We start from the raw sequence: 17,531 nt of genomic DNA, 5'->3' as shown, positions 1-17,531 counted from the left end.
TAGCCTAGCGAAATGGATTCGCGATTGGATGAACGATATCCAAATACAGTGCCGTCACCCCTATGAGCAAAATGATGGTCAGCACTGCGTAGGTGACAGGCATCAGCTTCATGACATCGGCGTGATAGGGGCGGTTCTTACGCGAGCGCAGGCGCTCATAGATGGCGATCACGACGTGACCACCGTCGAGCGGCAGGAAGGGGAAGAGATTGAAGACACCCACGAAGACATTGATCAAGAACAGGAGCTCAAGGACCGCCGAGATGCCAGAGTGTACCGCGTCGTTCGCCAAGTAGACGATGCCGATCGGTGACTCAAAGCGTGATTGTGCCCGTGCCGACGTCGGATTTGATGACGGATGGATCACCTCGTGGGCGTAGGTCGCGATGCCATGAGGTGAAAAATGTGAAAGGATCCCTGTCACCGACTGCCAAGCAAAGGAACCCAACCCCGTCACGGCGTGGCCGACACCACTAAGGAACGAATCGGTGACCGTCTTCGAGGTCGCCTCGATGCTCACACCGATCACCCCAGCTTGGTGCAGCGGCTTGTACGCCGGATCCGTACGCGCCAAAACTGCAGCACTGACGGGAATCACGGTTCGATGGATCACCTTGTGCCCAACCGCAAGCGTGAGGTGTACCGGCTTGCCTGGATTCTCTTCGATGATCTTGCCAAAGGTCGTCGTGTTCGGGTGGGTAATCCCGTTCACTGCCAGGACGGTGGATCCGGCAGGAATGTGCGCCTGGATCGCTGGCGACTCGATGTGGGGAGTCTTGGCGACCGCGGCGATCACGGTTCCACCACTCGAGACGGCAAAACCGACGCTCGAGAGCAGGATCCACAGGATCGCAAAAGCCATGATGAAGTGCATCAACGAACCCGCTACACTCACGAGAATTCGGCGCGGGAAGGTAGCCTGCCGATAGGTCTTCGCCTCATCCTCTGGCGGAACCTCTTCAACATTGGTCATCCCAGAGATCCTGACATAGCCGCCAACGATCAATGCCTTGACGCCGTACTCGATCCCGCCTACCTTGATCGACCAGATTCGAGGGCCAAAGCCAATAAAGAACTCCGTCACCTTCATACCCGATAACCGAGCGGTGATGTAGTGACCGAACTCATGCAAGATAATCATCGCCGCGATGGCCGCGACGACCACCAACGTAGAGAGCGCATGGATGTGGGCGGCGAAAGCAATGATCGCCGCGATGGCGATCAAAAACTCGATCAGTCGGCGTCCAGAGAAGGAGCGAGCCTCCGCGAGTGTCGGTGCCCGGTTTTCTCGACTATCGGCATCGTTGACGGTATCGACGTCAGGCACTGGCGAGCACCTGCACCACTTCGGTGGCGACCACCCGCGCCTGCCGATCCAGCTCGACAACCTCATCGATACTCATTGGTGAACCTACCTCATAGCTCTCCATGGTCCGGGCAACCACCTCATAAATTTGCAACCAACCGATTCTGGAGTTCAAGAAAGCCGCCACCGCAACCTCATTGGCCGCATTCATCCAACAAGGGGCACCACCCCCGAGCTTTCCTGCCGCGTACGCTAACCCAAGTCCTGGGAAACGCGTCCGGTCGACCTCTTCGAAGCTCAGCGTCATGGGTCGTGACCAGTCCAACGCACCGTGAGCGAGATCGCTCCGAAGTGGCGAGTAAAGCGCCAAAGAGATTGGGAGCCTCATGTCGGGCATGGAGAGCTGTGCCAGTGTGGAACCATCAGTGAATTCAACCATCGAATGGACCAAAGATTCCGGATGGACCACGACCGAGATCGCGTCGTACTCAACCCCAAAAAGGTAGTGAGCCTCAATGACCTCGAGTCCCTTGTTAAACAATGTCGATGAGTCCACACTAATTTTTGGTCCCATCGACCACGTCGGATGCGCGAGTGCATCCTCTATGGTTACCGTGCGAAGGGCTTGGGCAGAAAGTTGCCGGAAGGGTCCACCTGATGCCGTGATGACCAACCGGGCAAAGCCAGCCGGAACTTGCCGCGACAGCCCCATCGCTTGAAAGATTGCAGAATGCTCGGAGTCGACCGGAATGAGCTCTCCGCCCATCGACAAAAGCGCGAGCACAAGGTCTCCCGCAGCAATAAGCGACTCCTTATTCGCCAGTCCGAGACGCAAACCGGCTCGCAATGCGCGCTCAGTGATGCGGATACCAGCAAACCCCATCACGCCGTTGATCACGATCTCCGCTGCGGTCACAGCGTCTACCAGCTCCTCCCCCGTCACGACGGCAACACTGGCATCCACGTGACTCCGCAGCTCCTTGGCCGCGACCTCATCGTAGACTCCCACGACGAGCGGATGAAACTCCTGCACCTGCTTGAGAAGGCGTTCGATATTCGAGTGCGCCGCTAGCACAGTGACCTTGAGGGTCCCTGGATCCTGCCGCACAAGATCAAGTGTCTGGCAACCGATCGAACCGGTCGAACCCATAACGGCAACTGATTTCATGGTAACCCTCTAATGCATCACCTTAAGTGGAGACTCAGAAACAGATAAAAAGCGACTGGTAGTACGATCAGTATCCCGTCAATGCGGTCCAGCATACCCCCATGACCTGGGAGTAACCGTGAAGAATCCTTAGCCGATACCGAGCGCTTCAGCGCAGACTCGGCCAAGTCGCCTACCGGGGCGATAATCGCTGACGCCACACCAATCAACACCCCCGCCTCAAGGGTAAACGGGTGAATCAACGGGAGCGCGAATGCACCAACCAAAATTGCCGCCGCGCCACCGATAAGAACCCCCTCGACAGTCTTCCCCGGTGAAATCGCCGGAGCAAGCTTATGCTTCCCCAGAAGCGAGCCACCAAAAAACGCGAAGACATCGGCGGTCGTTGCACAGAGTAACGCCCCGATCAGGAGACCGAGACCACCATCTCCAAACAACGCATGTCGAAGTAGGAGCCCAGCGAACGCCCCAAATAGGCCAACCCACACCACAATGACCATCGTGGTGGTTACACCGACCACAAACTGCTCACCACGGTGCTGAACCATGAACCAGACAAGGGAGGCCAGGATGGCCACAAAGATCACCAAAACTATGGCATCTTCTCCTGCCACATAGGCACCAACCACCAACCCGATAACGGCGAGAAGCCCCACCAATGCAGCGGGCCGATAACCACCTCGGCGCAGCAGATTGTAGCCCTCAGCTGCAGCGGTAGTGACCGCCACGACCACGACCACTAGCGTCGAGATTGTTCCAAGTTTGAGCGCGCCGATAAAGACAAGGGCGAGTACGACCCCCGTGATGGTCCGGACCACCTTAATGCGGCGAAGTGGATCCGTCCCGGGAGAAACTCTGTCATCTCTCTCCGGCACTGGGGCATCTCTCTCCGGCGCTGGGGCCGCGTCGTTCTGATGATCGCGGTGGGGGTGCGCCCTTTTGTTCTCAACAGAATCCCTACCCAACCATGGCGATCCTCTTCGAGCACGCATGACTTCGTGGCGCGTGCGACCCAACACTGCGCCCTCCGGCGGACCGTCTCGCCTCGTGCTCTCCGCCTCTTGGGTATCGCCGCTAGCCACTGGTGGTCGTGGAGTACTCGCCGACGACCCCCTGCGCTCATCGATCATGCGCTGGAGGGCCACACCATCATCGCCGACTTCCGGCGAGGGAGGCTTGACCGGCGCATCACCTTCGGGTACTCGTGGGGCCCCTGACGGCTCTCGATACGTCCGCTCCGGAGACGTAGGCCTCATTGCCTCATTGGACATGGGGGGACTCGTAACAGTTCGATCTGGGGAGAGGCGCTCCACAGGCACCAAGAAATCGTCGTTAGTATCGCTGGCGGAGGTGTCGGATCGGTCCTCCCTATCCTCAAGCGCATCAAAATTGGTCGGGGCCTCCTCGTGCACACGAGGAAGAGGCTCCCCGGCCAGCTCCTCGATGATTCGAGGGATCTCACCTGTAGGCGGATCTCGCCAACCAGGCAATTCGACCGTTGCATCCTCCCCAGTGCGATCGTTGACTTGGCGCTCCGGAGTGCCTGAGATACTATAGGGCACGTCAAGACTCAGCGTCTGATCAGGATCTTCCGCGGCTTCAGACCCAGGCACCTCGTCATAGAACAGCGTAGGATCGTCGTCCTGTGGAGGCTCACCTTGACCACTGAACAACGGCCCCTCTGACTGCCCGTTGGGCCCTCGCCGGTGGCGTTCCTCACCCTCACCCATCGATACGGCCCCTCTCAGACCTCAAGTAAATCGCGCTCTTTGGTCTCCAACGCCTTGTCAAGTTCAGCGATATACTGCGACGTTAACTGTTCGAGCTGTTTCTCAAGGTCCCCGAGGTCGTCAGTCGTCAGTGAACCCTGTTTCTGCCAAACCTCAAACTGGTGGCGCGCACTACGCCGTATGGCTCGAACTGCAACTCTCCCCTCCTCAGAGCGCGCACGAACAACCTTAATGAGTTCTTTGCGTCGTTCTTCCGTAGGGGGCTGCAGGGTGATGCGAATCGCCGCACCATCGTTGCTGGGGTTCACGCCGAGATCTGCATTGCGTATAGCCGTCTCGATAGCACCGAGGCTCCCGCGATCGTAAGGATTGATAACCAAGGTACGTGCATCGGAGACACCGATACCAGCAATGGTCATCAGCGGAGTGGGCGAGCCATAGTAGTCAACGAGGAGATGCTCGACTAACGCTGGAGCCGCACGACCTGTGCGTACCGAAGCAAACTCCTCCTCAGTATGTTCAACGGCCTTGGCCATCTTGGTCTTCGTCTCGGCGATAACCAGATCCGTATTTACTTCTTCAGCCATCAGTCAACCACCGTTCCGATTTCACCACGCCATGCGCGAGCGATATTACCAGGGCTGGTCACGTCAAACACGATCACTCGAATGTCGTGGTCCTTGCAGAAAGTGACGGCAGTCATATCCATAACATTGAGATCGCGCGAAATGACATCCATATACCCAACATGATCATACTTCGTAGCGCTGGGGTCAAGGCGCGGGTCGGCGGAGTAGATTCCATTAACCCCTGAATGTGTACCCTTCATCATCGTCTGCGCACCGATCTCCGCGGCTCGAAGTGCAGCTGCGGTGTCCGTCGTGAAAAACGGATTACCGGTGCCAGCAGCGAAAATGACGATCCTACCCTTTTCGAGATGACGCACCGCTCTGCGCCGGATGTAGGGCTCGGCAAGCTCGGACATCTGGATGGCACTCTGGAGCCGGACTGGCTGGCCGAGCGCCTCAATGGCACTTTGCAGTGCGAGCGCATTCATCACCGTCGCAAGCATCCCAATGTTGTCCGATGTTGGAGCATCAATGCCGATATCCACGCCGTAGGTGCCACGCCAAATATTTCCGCCACCGACCACCAAGGCGATCTCAACGTCGAGCTCCGAACGGAGCCCGACGAGTTCTTGGGCCAGTTGGGTCAGTACCTTCGCGTCAAGTGGCCCCTTGGCCGCATCTCCAAGCGCCTCGCCCGAGATTTTGAGTAGAATTCGGCATCGATCATCCGATGACTGCACTGTCGTCAACGAGCTACTCGCCGACGACGAGTTGCGCGAACGCGACGAGCGTTGCTTGTCCTAGCACCTCTCGAACTCGATGTTTCTCATCTTTCACAAAGGGCTGTTCCAACAGGCAGATGGACTTGTAAAAGCCATCAAGGCGCCCTGCTACGATCTTTTCGAGGGCCGCCTCTGGCTTGCCCTCATTTCTCGTCATCGTCTCGAGCGTCTCGCGCTCCTGCGCTACCACCGATTCCGGAACGTCCTCGATTCGCAGATACGTTGGACGAGCGAATGCAATGTGCAACGCGATGTCGTGGGCGAGCTCATTCGACCCATTCTTGAGCTGCACGAGCACTCCGTTAACCCCTCGATCCGCCTGAACGTGCAGATAACCCGACACCTCTTCACCTTCACCGGCCTCAAGTCGAACGACTCGACCGAGCGAGATGTTCTCCTTCAACGAGATGATAAGAGAGGAGATCATCTCCTCATACTCCGTGACCGCCTGCTCTCCTCGCTCCGCGACAGCAGCAGCGATCTCGTTCACGGTGTTGACGAAGTCCGTTGACTTCGCGACAAAGTCGGTCTCACACTTGAGTTCAACGAGTGCACCAGCACGATTGCCAACCATGGAGAGCGCTACCGCTCCCTCGCTGTTTTCACGCTCGGCTCGCTTCGCCGCAGAGACGACGCCCCGCTCCCGAAGCAGCTGTGCCGCACGCTCGGCGTCGCCACCTGTCTCTTCAAGTGTCTTCTTCGCGTCGAGAATCCCTGCGCCGGTGAGCTTACGCAGCGCCTGTACGTCCGCAGCTTTGATCTCAGCCACCCTCGGCCTTCCTTTCTGATTATATCAATAAATAGGACAGATTGTTGTTACGCTGGCACCGGCGCCGGAACGGGTTCTAAAGCACCAGCTTTGGACTTCCCTTCGATAATTGCCGTCGCAATCAGCCGAGTGAAAAGCTCACATGACCGGATCGCATCGTCATTACCTGGCATGATATGATCCACCAGCTCTGGGTCGCAGTTGGTGTCGACCACGGCTATCACCGGGATGCCGAGACGAGCTGCCTCAGTGAGCGCAAGGTGTTCCTTGACGGTATCGATAACGAACAGAGCATCCGGCAACCTGGTCATGTTGCGAACACCACCGAGGTTGAGGTCCAGCTTGGTGAGTTCTCGCTGCAACAACAGCGCCTCCTTCTTCGGCATTGCGTCGAAGTCTCCCTGCACCTTCATCTGCTCATACTCTTGAAGCTTGCGCACTCGCGAGGCGATCGTGGGGAAGTTGGTTAACATGCCGCCTAACCACCGATGGCTTACGTAGGGCATACCGGCCATCTTGGCATACTGCGTGATAGCATCTTGAGCTTGCTTTTTCGTACCGACGAAGAGCACACTGCCACCTCGAGCTGACAACGACCGAACGAAGCGGAAAGACTCGTCGATTCCCTGCAGTGTCTGGCGCAGATCGAGCAGGTAGATACCATTGCGCTTGTCGAAAATATAAGGCTTCATCTTTGGGTTCCACCGTTTGGCTTGGTGACCAAAATGGACTCCCGCCTCAAGAAGCTGAGACATGGTTACTAGTGGTTTATCTGGCATGATCCTCCCATCGGTTGCACTAAGAAGTGTCCTCGCGACAAACGCCGACCGTGGGTCGAACACTCCCGTTACTTACTCAAATTTGAGCCGAAGGTAGCCTAGCAGCAACCACAGTCGAGGTCAGCCTTCTTCGATGAGGTGGTCGGCGTCGCAATCGGCGCCTACGACTCGCTGCGTACCTTTCCTCAAGCGCTCGGTAGAGATGTACACTCCATCCAGATCGGGCGTGACCTAGCGGGAAATCGCCCTCTCAAGATCGTTAACGGTTGTGGTACCCAACCGAAGCGATTCCCGATACGCCAGGTATCGCATCGCTACCTTTGGGCACTTTTCACGAGTCCGGTTCGGCATTGCCGACCTCTGCAATCGAGTTCATTCAATCAAAGCTGCCAGAGAAAAGCGATTGTCCGACGGAGCCAAGCGCTCCACCGACGCATGCACGCTCCGCTCCCGAGTGAACTAATCGATCGCCGGCGCTAGCCCACGTCGCCGAGCTTACCTCGGAGTTGCAATACCGCCTTCGAGTGAATCTGGCAGACTCGGCTCTCAGTCACGCCGAGAATGTCGCCGATCTCGGCCAGGGTAAAGCCTTCGTAGTAGTAGAGGGTTAGCACCATCTTCTCTCGGTCACCCAGCCGATTGATGGCATCAACAAGCATGCGCCGAGTCTCTTCTTGCTCAAAGGAGCCATTGGCGCTCTCCTTACGATCAGCAATGGTATCGCCTAGCGTCATACCTTCGTTGCGCTCCCCACCAAGGACCACCTCATCAAGCGCTGCAATGCCTAGGAAAGAGATCTTGGAGAAGATCGCCTGCAATTCGGACTCATCAATCTCTAGCTCAGCGGCGACTTCCTTGTCGGTTGGACTCCGATGGAGCTTTGCTTCCAGCTTTGCATAGGCCTGTTCCACTGCTTTTGCCTTCGCACGAACCGATCGCGGCACCCAGTCAATTGCTCGGAGTTCATCGATAATAGCGCCCTTGATACGGGTAATTGCATAGGTTTCGAACTTGATATTGCGATCAAGGTCAAACTTCTCGATAGCATCGATCAGACCGAAGGTACCGTAGCTCGCAAGGTCGGCCTGTTCGACCGAGTTCGGCAGACCAATCGCGACCCTTGAGGCAACAAAGCGTACCAGCGGCGAATAGGTCACCAAAAGACGGTCTCGCAAACCCTGGTCGCCAGTCTCTTTGTATCTATGCCATAACTTATCTAAGTCGGCATCACCTTGCATCGCAGCCCCTACTTGCCCCGTGGATGTAACTCCCGATAGACCCTTGCTAACCGTTCGTGACTCACATGAGTATAAATTTCCGTTGTGGATAGTCTAGCGTGTCCGAGAAGCTCCTGAAGGCTTCGCAAATCGGCACCGTTTTCTAGTAGATGGGTTGCATAACTGTGACGCAAGGAGTGTGGGTGTGCACCAGGAAAATAGTGATCGACGATGCGTTGCACCGATCGAACTCCGAGTCGGGAACCCCGAGGACCCAAAAAGAGCGCCGTTGAACGGTCGGATCGGGTTCCTAGGTAGCGTTGCATCGCATCGAGGCAGCACTGAGCAACGGGCACGACCCGCGGTCTCCCACCTTTGCCATTGCGTACCGAGATCCGGCAGCCTGCGAAATCCACATCCCCAAGATCGAGCTGCACCAACTCACCGACGCGTAGCCCAGTGTCATACAGCGTCTCAAGTACGGCGTAGTGCAGAAGGTTCGCATCGGGATGCGATCGAAGGCCATCGAGAGTTGCACGAACGCTTGTTGCATCCAACGTTCGAGGAAGCTTCCTTTGCGTCGATGTTCCCGGCTTCACGAGCGCCAGACGCAGCGGAGCGAGATCAAGGTCATCACGAAAACGCAGATAGGACGAGAACGCCGCGAGATCAGTTCGCAGCGTCGATCGGGCAACCCCGCTCGCCTGTCGCTTCGATATCACCCGCCGTACAAGGCGAACATTCAGATCAGCCGGGTCGAGTATACCAAGTTCAGCAGAGGCGCGAATCATCCAATCCAAACCCGTAAGATATCGGTGTTGGGTCGCGGGTGAGAGATAACTCAGCGAGGCGCGGTACTCCTCCAGCCGCCAACAACGCGCATTACCCACACCCATCACCATAGTTCCTACCAGCCAGCTCGCCCTCGAACAGCCGAAGTGCGGGAGAACCTGAACCATCAGTAGCTATTGATCCCACGGTCACAGGTTAGCCTTTGAAAGGTGCCCCGAAAAACACCTCCTCCAGTTCTCCTCACATCGGCTCTCATCCTGGGTGCGCTCCTCTTGACGAGTTGTGGATCCGCAAACGCCAAGCCCGTGACCGCCAAGTCCAGCGGCGTGCTCAAACCCACTCCTACCACTGCAAGGGATCGAGCTGATGCCAAAGCATTTAGCAGCGTCAACTGGTCTAGGGTGACCTACCCTAGTCTTCTCCCCCACTGCCACGTCAACCCTGGGGCAAAAGTCGTCGAACACGGATCCGTCGTCGGCTATCTCGTGGGGTCACACGCACCTATCGCCATCGTAACGGCGACTTGTGGCATCAATGCCTCATCCCTACCGAATGGACTTTGGGCATTCGCCCCTCCCACCAGTTCGAGTAGCACCCGGCCACAGCTGCTCTCCACGCTGGTCTCCCTTCCACCAAGCCCACTGCAGCACGATTCTGCGACAAGCGTTCTCTACTTCTCAAACCTGCTCCAAGGCGACCAACAAGCAAGGGCGGTCCCAAGCCCACCTGGAACGACTCAGAGTTCAGATTATAAAGCGGCAGGTCCAGTTCTCTCGAGCATCAACTGTTACACGAGCGGCCCGCAATTTGTCCACGGGAACGCCTTCACCATCGTAGGACTTACGGGCATTGATTACTCGGTCCCCGACCAACCGCCAGCTGCCATGGAATCGCTCGAGTTCACCTTCACCCACGGCAGCTTCCGGCTCGTCAAGAAATTTATCACTGCCACCGCCCGCTATAGCTGTCCCGGCTAAACGACAACCCGCCCAACGAGATACCTCCTCAAACATCACCATTGAGCAACCGCTATCTCTCTTGGACTACCAGCGCAGGAGCCTCTTACTTTGCCGCCGCCTCCACCGCCTGGGCGATCGTGGGTGCCACCGCTGGATTAAAGACCGTTGGAACGATGTAGGCCGGTGATAACTCGTCTTCGGTAACGATCGCTGCCAGTGCGCGGGCTGCCGCCAGCTCCATCGCCTCAGTAATTTTTGTCGCGCCTGCGTCCAGAAGACCTCGGAAAAACCCTGGAAAAACCAACACATTATTGATCTGATTTGGTTCATCACTGCGACCGGTCGCAACGACAGGCGCAATACGACGAGCCACAGACGGCTCGACTTCAGGATCAGGGTTCGCAAGGGCGAAGACAATCGGATCAGGCGCCATGTGCCGCAGATCACTCTCGGTCAACAGGTTTGGCCCGGAGACCCCGATGACCACATCAGCCCCCTGGAGCGCGGTACGCAGATCCCCTCGAACGCCATCAGGGTTCGAGTGTTGAGCAACCCACAGGCGATTCTCGTCGAGCGAGCTAGACTGGGGATCAAGAACTCCGTCGCGGTCGACGGCGATCAGGTTACCAACACCCTCATTGATGAGTAGCTTGGCGATTGCCACGCCAGCTGCTCCCACCCCGAGGACGACCACCTTTGCCGTGTCCAGACGCTTCTCCACGACCCGAAGTGCATTGAGCAGGGCCGCCAGAACGACAATCGCCGTGCCATGTTGGTCGTCATGAAATACCGGGATGTCGAGGTGCTCTCGGAGGCGTCGCTCGACCTCGAAACAGCGCGGTGCGGAGATATCTTCAAGGTTGATGCCTCCAAAGACAGGTGCAATCATGCGAACTGCCTGTACGATCTCGTCGACATCTTGAGATGCCAAGCACACTGGCCAAGCATCGACATCACCAAAACGCTTGAACAGGACTGCTTTGCCCTCCATCACCGGCAGAGCCGCCTCAGGACCAAGATTACCGAGTCCGAGCACCGCTGATCCATCAGTCACCACCGCCACACTGTTGCGCTTGATAGTCAGATTTCTCGCCGCCCCATGATCGCGTGCAATCGCTAGTGATACCCGCGCAACTCCTGGCGTATAGGCCATCGAGAGATCATCGCGTGTCTTAAGCGGGACCTTGGACTCCGTCGCCAAGACACCTCCCAGGTGTAACAGAAGGGTGCGATCGCTCATGGCGCGCACGGTGACGCCTTCGATGGCCTCGACCTCCGAACGCAACCGGGATGCATGCTCTTCATCGACAGCGTTGCAGGTGATATCGACCACAAGCCGCTCTCCCCGGGACTCCACTGTGTCGAGGGCGGTAATAGCACCACCAGCTTCAGCCAACACCGTCGTGATCGCGCCGACCAGGCGCGAGTCGGAGATCTCCACCCGCAAAGTCACCGAAAACGAAGCACTCGGATTGCCCACCGTTCCACCTTTCGTTCCACACTTGCGTCTATCTAGCTGCACCTACAATAGGGCATAAGTCCGTCTACCTTCAAGTCTTCACGGATGCGACCCCTCCCTCCAGCACCAACGCGTTCATGGATTACAGACAGAACAGCCCCAGTCCGATCTTCTATCGGGCTCGGGTCTCCGAATTGGCACGCATCCAATCAGGGGTCATGGGGATCGCAGCTATTAGTGCGCCACCATGAACCGAGCGAGCATCCACGGACACGCCAGCACCACCACCGTGATGAGCACCACCGCGGGAGGACTATCTACCGTTGAAGTTACAAACGTCGCATCCCTGCGGATCTACAATCAAAACATGCATCCTCGCCACATTCGCCAGCGCCCAGGCATCATCGGGATCGTCGCTGCTGCCATTCTGTGGGGATTTTCTGGCATTGCGGCACAACAACTTTTCCAGCGTTATCACCTCGAGCCAACCTGGCTCGCCGCGGTACGAGTCACTGGGGCTGGAGTCCTCCTCGCCCTTTGGGCTGGACCCAGAGGGCGAGGAGCCGGTTTCAAGCGTTTCAGCGCCGACCGACGACGATTGGCCACCATCATCGTCTTTGGAGTGGTGGCCCTCGATGGCGTTCAACTCACCTTTTTCCTCGCCATCGCCCACGGCACCGCAGTATCCGCAACTCTTCTCCAGTTCACGAGTCCCGTTCTTATCCTTGGCTGGATCTCGTTACGGCATTTCAAGGTACCAAAGCCCTTACTGATACTCCTGATAGCAGGTGCGTTAGCTGGTGTCTTTCTCGTCGTCACCGACGGCTCCACCTCTGGACTGGCGATACCATTAGCGGGAGTCGCATGGGGACTGACCTCTGCACTCTTCACGGCGTTCTACAACCTGTTACCTACTGAACTCTTGGCACAACACAACGCAGAGGTCGTCGTCGCGGGTGCCTTCCTGATCGGGTCTGTGGTCCTGTTGCCATGGCTCATACTCGATGCACCAACCACCATGACCATGCCCGAGATCCTGCTTGTCCTCTTCATCATCGTCGGAGGAACCGCGGTCCCGTTTCTGCTCTACCTCAGTGCCCTCGCCAACATTGCTCCACTGCTCGCCAATGTGGTAGGTACGCTTGAGCCGCTCACCGCAGCCGTCGCATCGATCTTTCTCTTCAACTTGCGAGTGAGCTTGACACTCATCGCAGGAGTGGTACTCGTCCTTGGTTCGGTGATCGGCCTCTCACTCCTCGACGATGGATCCCGCCGCTCGGACGAACTGCCGACACCTCCCTCTTAGTGTCGCTCGCTCTATACAACTGATCAACCAGCCACCATATCAGAGCAGATCGCCAGCCCCCGGCCCACCAGCACTGCGCTCCCCAAGAATCATCAACTTCGCCGCAGCACTCGCTCGCACGACTCCCTGTTCATCACGGATCTCCGACTCCGCCTCGACGACTCGACGCCGTCGACCGAGGAATCGACCCTCGATCGCGAGTAGCTCATCAACTCGAATGGGCAAGGAGTATCTCACCTCGAGACGAGCCGTAACGGTGACAAAGCCCATCGAATAGGGAACGTAGCTCGCAGCCTCATCCAGCATCGTCGCGGTGATCCCTCCATGCAGGACGTCGTCCCATCCCACAAAACGCCGCTCAGCCCGGTAGGTCGCTCGAACCACGCCGTCGGAGCCACTGAACTCCAGATGAAGGCCGATCGGGTTCTTTGTGCCACACGCAAAACAGTTCTCTTCTCCCAACTCTATCTACCTTTCCCGTTGCTCATCCAGTCATGGATCCCTACCAACACCAAGCCTATTGGTACATCACTGCCCAGTACGGACTCTGATAGAAGACCTCGCTGGTCTCCACCACGACGCCCATGCGGCCCCTCACGCTACCGAATGGCAACGAGTACCAATGCTCGGGCTCGATCAAAGATCTGCGTCCGGATTGCGAAGAGCCAACGTCGCTTCTACGACACCACCACATGAGATGATCTATCTCGTGTGACCCGCCCGTGTCACGAGCGACACCGCACCACCGAGTACAATCAGAGATCCAGCGATGATCAACGACACCGAGAGTCCGGCATGAAACGAGCTGTACGCAGCACCAATGACCTTACCAACGATGGGCCCATAGATCTTGGCAGCGCCTCCTTCGTGACCAGCGACACCACCGGTTTCAACCGCGTTGATAACGACCTGACGAAACGCTGGGGGCACCCCCAATCGCGCGAGTCGACTCGATAGACCACCCGTTAATTCGCCGTTCAAGAAGCTACCCAAAATCGCTACACTCAAGGTAACCCCGAGGGCTCGCATCGTGTTGGTCGCTGCGGCCGCCATGCCAGAATGCTCTGGAGGAACGGTTGATAGGGCGATGCTTGTCACTGGCACGACTACCAGTCCAAACCCAATCCCCGCGATGGCAAGGGTCGCAGCCAGCAAGAGCGGGTGCGTTGGCCCCGAAAGCGCAAGGTCCGACAGCCCAATTCCAGCCGCTGCGAGAAGTGCGCCAAACCCAGTCGCCATCCTGGTTCCCACTTGGGTTGTCCAACGTCCAGCAACGATAGAGGCAACGATCATCGTGATCATCATCGCAGCGAAGATACCCGCTACTTGATAGGAACTGTCACCCTCGACAACCTCCAAATACAGGGCAACGAAGAAAAAGATGGCAAATATCGAGAAGTAGATGCTAAAGGCCAACATCAGCGCCCCACTGAACCGAGCATTGCGCAAAAACCTCAGCCGTAAGAGTGGATTCAAGGCTCGATGCTCCGCAAGAATGAAGCCGATCGCACCCAATAAAGCGAGGGCAAAACATGTGACGATAATGGGCGAAGCGTAACCTCGCACCTCGCCCTCGACGATGCCTACAACGAGAACCCCAAGTGCGAATGGGCCAGTCAACGAACCCAAGACGTCTACTGATCCAATCGATCGATCTGCACTCTCCGGTAGAACGCGGATCGCCATCACGATGACCACCACGCCAGCGACACAATTGAACCAAAATATCGTTGGCCAACCATCGAGTCCGACGAGGATGCCACCGAGCACCGGGCCAATCGCGAGTGCAAAGCCTGCGACTGCCGCCCACGTCCCGAGGGCCTTGGTCCGATCTGACTCCTCGGGATAGAGGTGACGGATGAGCGATAGCGTGCCGGGCTCGGAGGCTGCCGCACCGATACCCATCACAACCCTGGCAACGATCAAGATAACGGCTGAGGGGGCGAGCGCCGCGATCACCGACCCGATGACGAAGAGTCCCAGACCAGCCACCATCATCCGGCGTCGGCCGTACCTATCACCAATCGCACCAAACACCAACATGAGTGCGGCAAAGGCCACCGCGTACCCACCGATCACCCACTGCAGCTCATCGACACCCGCATGGAGATGGCTCTGGATAGGCGCTAGCGCCACCGCAACGATCGTGGTATCAAGAAAGGTGAGAAATAGCACACCGCTCAGGACCGCCAAGGCGAGGCGGCGCCGTGACTGCTCCACAAACTTAAGAGTTCTTCTCGAATGTAGCGCAGGCGGGTACTTTGGCACCCTCCAGCGAAATCAAGTTACAGAAGCTGGCATCCCCCACCTTCCATGTTCCATCCACCTTGACCGCCTCGCCATGCTGATCCTTGAGGGCGGGCTGTCCACCGAGGTAGATGGTATAGGTCACTGTTGCCGCCACAGGTGAGACCAAGGTGACGTTGGAGACCTTTGCGCTGGTACCCTTCGCGATACTTGAGCTCGCCTGTGCCTTGATCACTGGAGAGAATGCACTTCCATTTTGTAGGAGTCTGATCTTGGTAGCTGCCGCGGAGGAACCGTCAAAAAAGGTCTGGAATGTCTTGGTAATCGTGACCTTGGCCGACGGTGCCTTGGCAGGAGTTGCTGACGAACTACTCGTTCCACAGGCAGCCAACACGGTACTCGTCGTCATCATCGTCACCGCCATTAGAGCCATCTGTCTTCGTCTCACTTGGCATCCTTTCTCCATGGTGCAAGCCCTCAACGGACATCTCACACCTATCGCTACCTAGCATCCTATCGACTTGGAAGCAAATTACTTGGTACTGCCAACTAAGAGGACTATTGTCACTTCTTTCTGAGTCAAAGAGCATGAATAGACAAGTACCATCGTTGGGCAGTTCCACACTGTTGGTCACGCCCGATAATGCCTGACTTCCCAGAGGGTGCACGGGAATCAAACCTTTCACCGCTATGAACCGAATCTCCTCCAGCGGTTTTTCCATCGAGAGTTGCAAACCTTCACAAGGTGCCTCCAGGTGACCGTTTCGCCGAGAAGATCGTCAACGTGTCTGGCATCGATCTCACAACCATGTGCAGATCCGGTTCTCACATTGCTGTATTCGTCGGGGAGGAGCATCTCCGCCAGGACAGTACACCGTTACATCGAGCAGTAGAACCAGCTAGCTTCCCAACACGCCAATAGCCACCACGCCCCAAGCCGTCCTGTCTCTTCCCTGGCGCAGATACGACGGTAGTCCCCAGCTTACCACACTAGGTTGTGCGAGGCTCAAGAATCGAATTCGCTCCGTCTACCACAATGACTTGCCCGGTGATGTACGAGAGGCCTGGCAGGCAAAGGGAGGCGATCACCGCTGCCACCTCTTCAGGTGATCCAGATCGACCGACGGGACTGGCCGTTCCAAAGCGCAACTCGTCATCGCTCGCAGAGCCGCTCGCGATCCAGCCAGGCGCGACTGCATTGACGGTGATCCCCATAGAAGCGACCTCGAGCGCAAGGGATCGCGTGAGCCCCACCATCGCAGCCTTCGCGGTCGCGTACACGGCATGACCAGGCATCGCATTGACAGGCCCCGTCGTGGAAGCAACCATCACCACCCGACCCCAACCGTTCTCTTTCATGTCGCCAAAGAATGCCCGGCACACCAAGAATGCCGTATCAAGATTCCGGGAGAGCCCTAGATGCCACTCATCCAATGACAACGTTTCAACCGCACCGACCGCATCCGAACCATCTTGCACCGAGGTCATGCCAGCATTGTTCACCACAAGGTCGACACCCCCGTAAGCATCGACACATCGTTCCCGAAGCTGTTGCACCTCCTGGTCCAAGGTGAGATCAGCCACCACTCCACGTGCGTCGATCCCCCGATCCATGAGGTCAGCTGCTCGATCCTCTATACGTGCTGTCGTGGAGGTGAGAACGACCGATGCACCGAGCTCTCCAAGTGCAACCGACGTGGCAAACCCGATACCGGTGGGCGAGCCCGCCCCGGTCACAAGTGCCACTTTGCCAGTTAAGTCTCCCAAAATACTCACGGAACTCGCTCCCATCTGCGAAACTGCCCAGTACGCATTACCCTGATTGTGCTCTGTTGACGCAGCGCCGACGTGTACACCGTCCCAAGCGATCACTTCACAGCACATTGTCTTCGTCTCCATCTGATCTCATGCTGTTCCGATCCAACTTACCACGCCTCAACAGACGCTCCTCTTCGACTCGACCACGAATCACTTCCGCCCTCCGTCCCCGCAACGGAGATGAAACGACACTCGACACTCGTCCATCGTTGCCCCTGGAAGGCCCCTCGTGCATGTGGATGTTCGTAGACCCAGTATCGACGACACCACCGCTGCCACATACAACCCAGGTCTCCGAATCGGGATAGGAGGGACGCAGCTGCACGGATGCGGCCGATTGTTTACACGGTGGAAGCCGCCAAAACTGCAAGGCATGAGCGAAGCAGCGATGCAACCTAGACTCTCGGTCCCCGGTGCTCCGCGGAACTCTTAGCCTTGCGGTGACGACCAAAAAGAGACCCAGATCAACCGATACTCCGCTTTCCCACTCCACGCAACAATAGCCGAACCGCCACCGGCAGGAGCAAGACCAGTGCAGTGAATGCAGACAGCTCACCTGCCCCGGCCAGCTTCGTCGTTACCCCGCCTGCGAGGAGGATCGAAGGCGATAGCGAATGCAGCTATTTGCCA

General features: G+C 57.3%; 16 protein-coding genes. 2 read left to right on the top strand and 14 right to left on the bottom strand.

The window, feature by feature from the left end; genetic code table 11:
• Nucleotides 1-4 precede the first annotated feature (4 nt).
• The 9 genes from M7439_RS11670 to M7439_RS11630 all read right to left on the bottom strand — a co-directional run bounded on the left by M7439_RS11670 (nt 5) and on the right by M7439_RS11630 (nt 9,216).
• Nucleotides 5-1,327 carry an RIP metalloprotease gene (locus M7439_RS11670; protein WP_298344977.1) on the bottom strand — a complete coding sequence of 441 codons (1,323 nt, stop codon included), beginning with the start codon at nt 1,325-1,327 and terminating at the stop codon, nt 5-7.
• Nucleotides 1,320-2,474, bottom strand: coding sequence for a 1-deoxy-D-xylulose-5-phosphate reductoisomerase (gene dxr, locus M7439_RS11665; RefSeq protein WP_298344973.1), 1,155 nt, complete (start codon nt 2,472-2,474; stop codon nt 1,320-1,322). Before dxr ends, M7439_RS11670 begins: the two co-directional genes overlap by 8 nt.
• A gap of 17 nt (nt 2,475-2,491) precedes the next feature.
• Nucleotides 2,492-4,204, bottom strand: coding sequence for a phosphatidate cytidylyltransferase (locus tag M7439_RS11660; protein WP_298344970.1), 1,713 nt, complete (start codon nt 4,202-4,204; stop codon nt 2,492-2,494).
• Nucleotides 4,205-4,218: 14 nt separating this feature from the next.
• A complete protein-coding gene (frr, locus tag M7439_RS11655) occupies nt 4,219-4,791 on the bottom strand; it encodes a ribosome recycling factor (protein WP_298334850.1) in 573 nt (190 codons plus the stop codon).
• Nucleotides 4,791-5,522 (bottom strand): UMP kinase, encoded by a 732-nt coding sequence (pyrH, locus tag M7439_RS11650; protein ID WP_366525268.1) that lies wholly within the window; start codon nt 5,520-5,522, stop codon nt 4,791-4,793. Before pyrH ends, frr begins: the two co-directional genes overlap by 1 nt.
• 4 nt (nt 5,523-5,526) lie before the next feature.
• Nucleotides 5,527-6,324, bottom strand: coding sequence for a translation elongation factor Ts (gene tsf, locus M7439_RS11645; protein WP_298344967.1), 798 nt, complete (start codon nt 6,322-6,324; stop codon nt 5,527-5,529).
• Between the two features lie 47 nt (nt 6,325-6,371).
• Nucleotides 6,372-7,103, bottom strand: a complete 732-nt coding sequence (gene rpsB / locus M7439_RS11640) for a 30S ribosomal protein S2 (RefSeq protein ID WP_298344964.1) — start codon at nt 7,101-7,103, stop codon at nt 6,372-6,374.
• 476 nt (nt 7,104-7,579) lie between these two features.
• A complete protein-coding gene (gene whiG, locus M7439_RS11635) occupies nt 7,580-8,341 on the bottom strand; it encodes an RNA polymerase sigma factor WhiG (protein WP_298344961.1) in 762 nt (253 codons plus the stop codon).
• 8 nt (nt 8,342-8,349) lie between these two features.
• On the bottom strand, nt 8,350-9,216 hold the full coding sequence (locus tag M7439_RS11630; RefSeq protein WP_298344958.1) for a tyrosine-type recombinase/integrase: 867 nt from the start codon (nt 9,214-9,216) through the stop codon (nt 8,350-8,352).
• A 105-nt stretch (nt 9,217-9,321) separates the two neighbouring features.
• On the opposite strand from M7439_RS11630, the gene M7439_RS11625 reads away from it, so the two are divergent.
• Complete coding sequence (locus tag M7439_RS11625; RefSeq protein ID WP_298344955.1) at nt 9,322-10,089, top strand: hypothetical protein; 768 nt, start codon at nt 9,322-9,324, stop codon at nt 10,087-10,089.
• A gap of 85 nt (nt 10,090-10,174) precedes the next feature.
• Here the strand turns inward: M7439_RS11625 and M7439_RS11620 are convergent, their stop codons facing one another.
• The gene (locus tag M7439_RS11620) at nt 10,175-11,551 is read right to left on the bottom strand and encodes an NAD-dependent malic enzyme (protein WP_298344953.1); all 1,377 of its coding nucleotides are present in this window, start codon (nt 11,549-11,551) and stop codon (nt 10,175-10,177) included.
• 226 nt (nt 11,552-11,777) lie between these two features.
• Between M7439_RS11620 and M7439_RS11615 the strand changes: the two genes are divergently transcribed.
• Nucleotides 11,778-12,836: a DMT family transporter gene (locus M7439_RS11615; protein WP_298344950.1), complete on the top strand. Its 1,059-nt coding sequence runs from the start codon at nt 11,778-11,780 to the stop codon at nt 12,834-12,836.
• Between the two features lie 39 nt (nt 12,837-12,875).
• Here M7439_RS11615 and M7439_RS11610 read toward each other — a convergent pair whose 3' ends face one another.
• From M7439_RS11610 to M7439_RS11595, 4 genes are all read right to left on the bottom strand, one after another.
• Nucleotides 12,876-13,298 (bottom strand): PaaI family thioesterase, encoded by a 423-nt coding sequence (locus M7439_RS11610; protein ID WP_298344948.1) that lies wholly within the window; start codon nt 13,296-13,298, stop codon nt 12,876-12,878.
• A gap of 240 nt (nt 13,299-13,538) precedes the next feature.
• Nucleotides 13,539-15,056, bottom strand: coding sequence for an MFS transporter (locus M7439_RS11605; RefSeq protein WP_298344945.1), 1,518 nt, complete (start codon nt 15,054-15,056; stop codon nt 13,539-13,541).
• A gap of 4 nt (nt 15,057-15,060) precedes the next feature.
• On the bottom strand, nt 15,061-15,531 hold the full coding sequence (locus M7439_RS11600) for a hypothetical protein (protein ID WP_298344942.1): 471 nt from the start codon (nt 15,529-15,531) through the stop codon (nt 15,061-15,063).
• Between the two features lie 542 nt (nt 15,532-16,073).
• Nucleotides 16,074-16,982, bottom strand: a complete 909-nt coding sequence (locus M7439_RS11595) for an SDR family NAD(P)-dependent oxidoreductase (protein WP_298344939.1) — start codon at nt 16,980-16,982, stop codon at nt 16,074-16,076.
• Between the last annotated feature and the right edge of the window lie 549 nt (nt 16,983-17,531).

The organism is Ferrimicrobium sp., assembly GCF_027319265.1.
Taxonomy (GTDB): Bacteria; Actinomycetota; Acidimicrobiia; order Acidimicrobiales; family Acidimicrobiaceae; genus Ferrimicrobium.
This window is presented reverse-complemented; position numbering and strand designations above follow the sequence as displayed.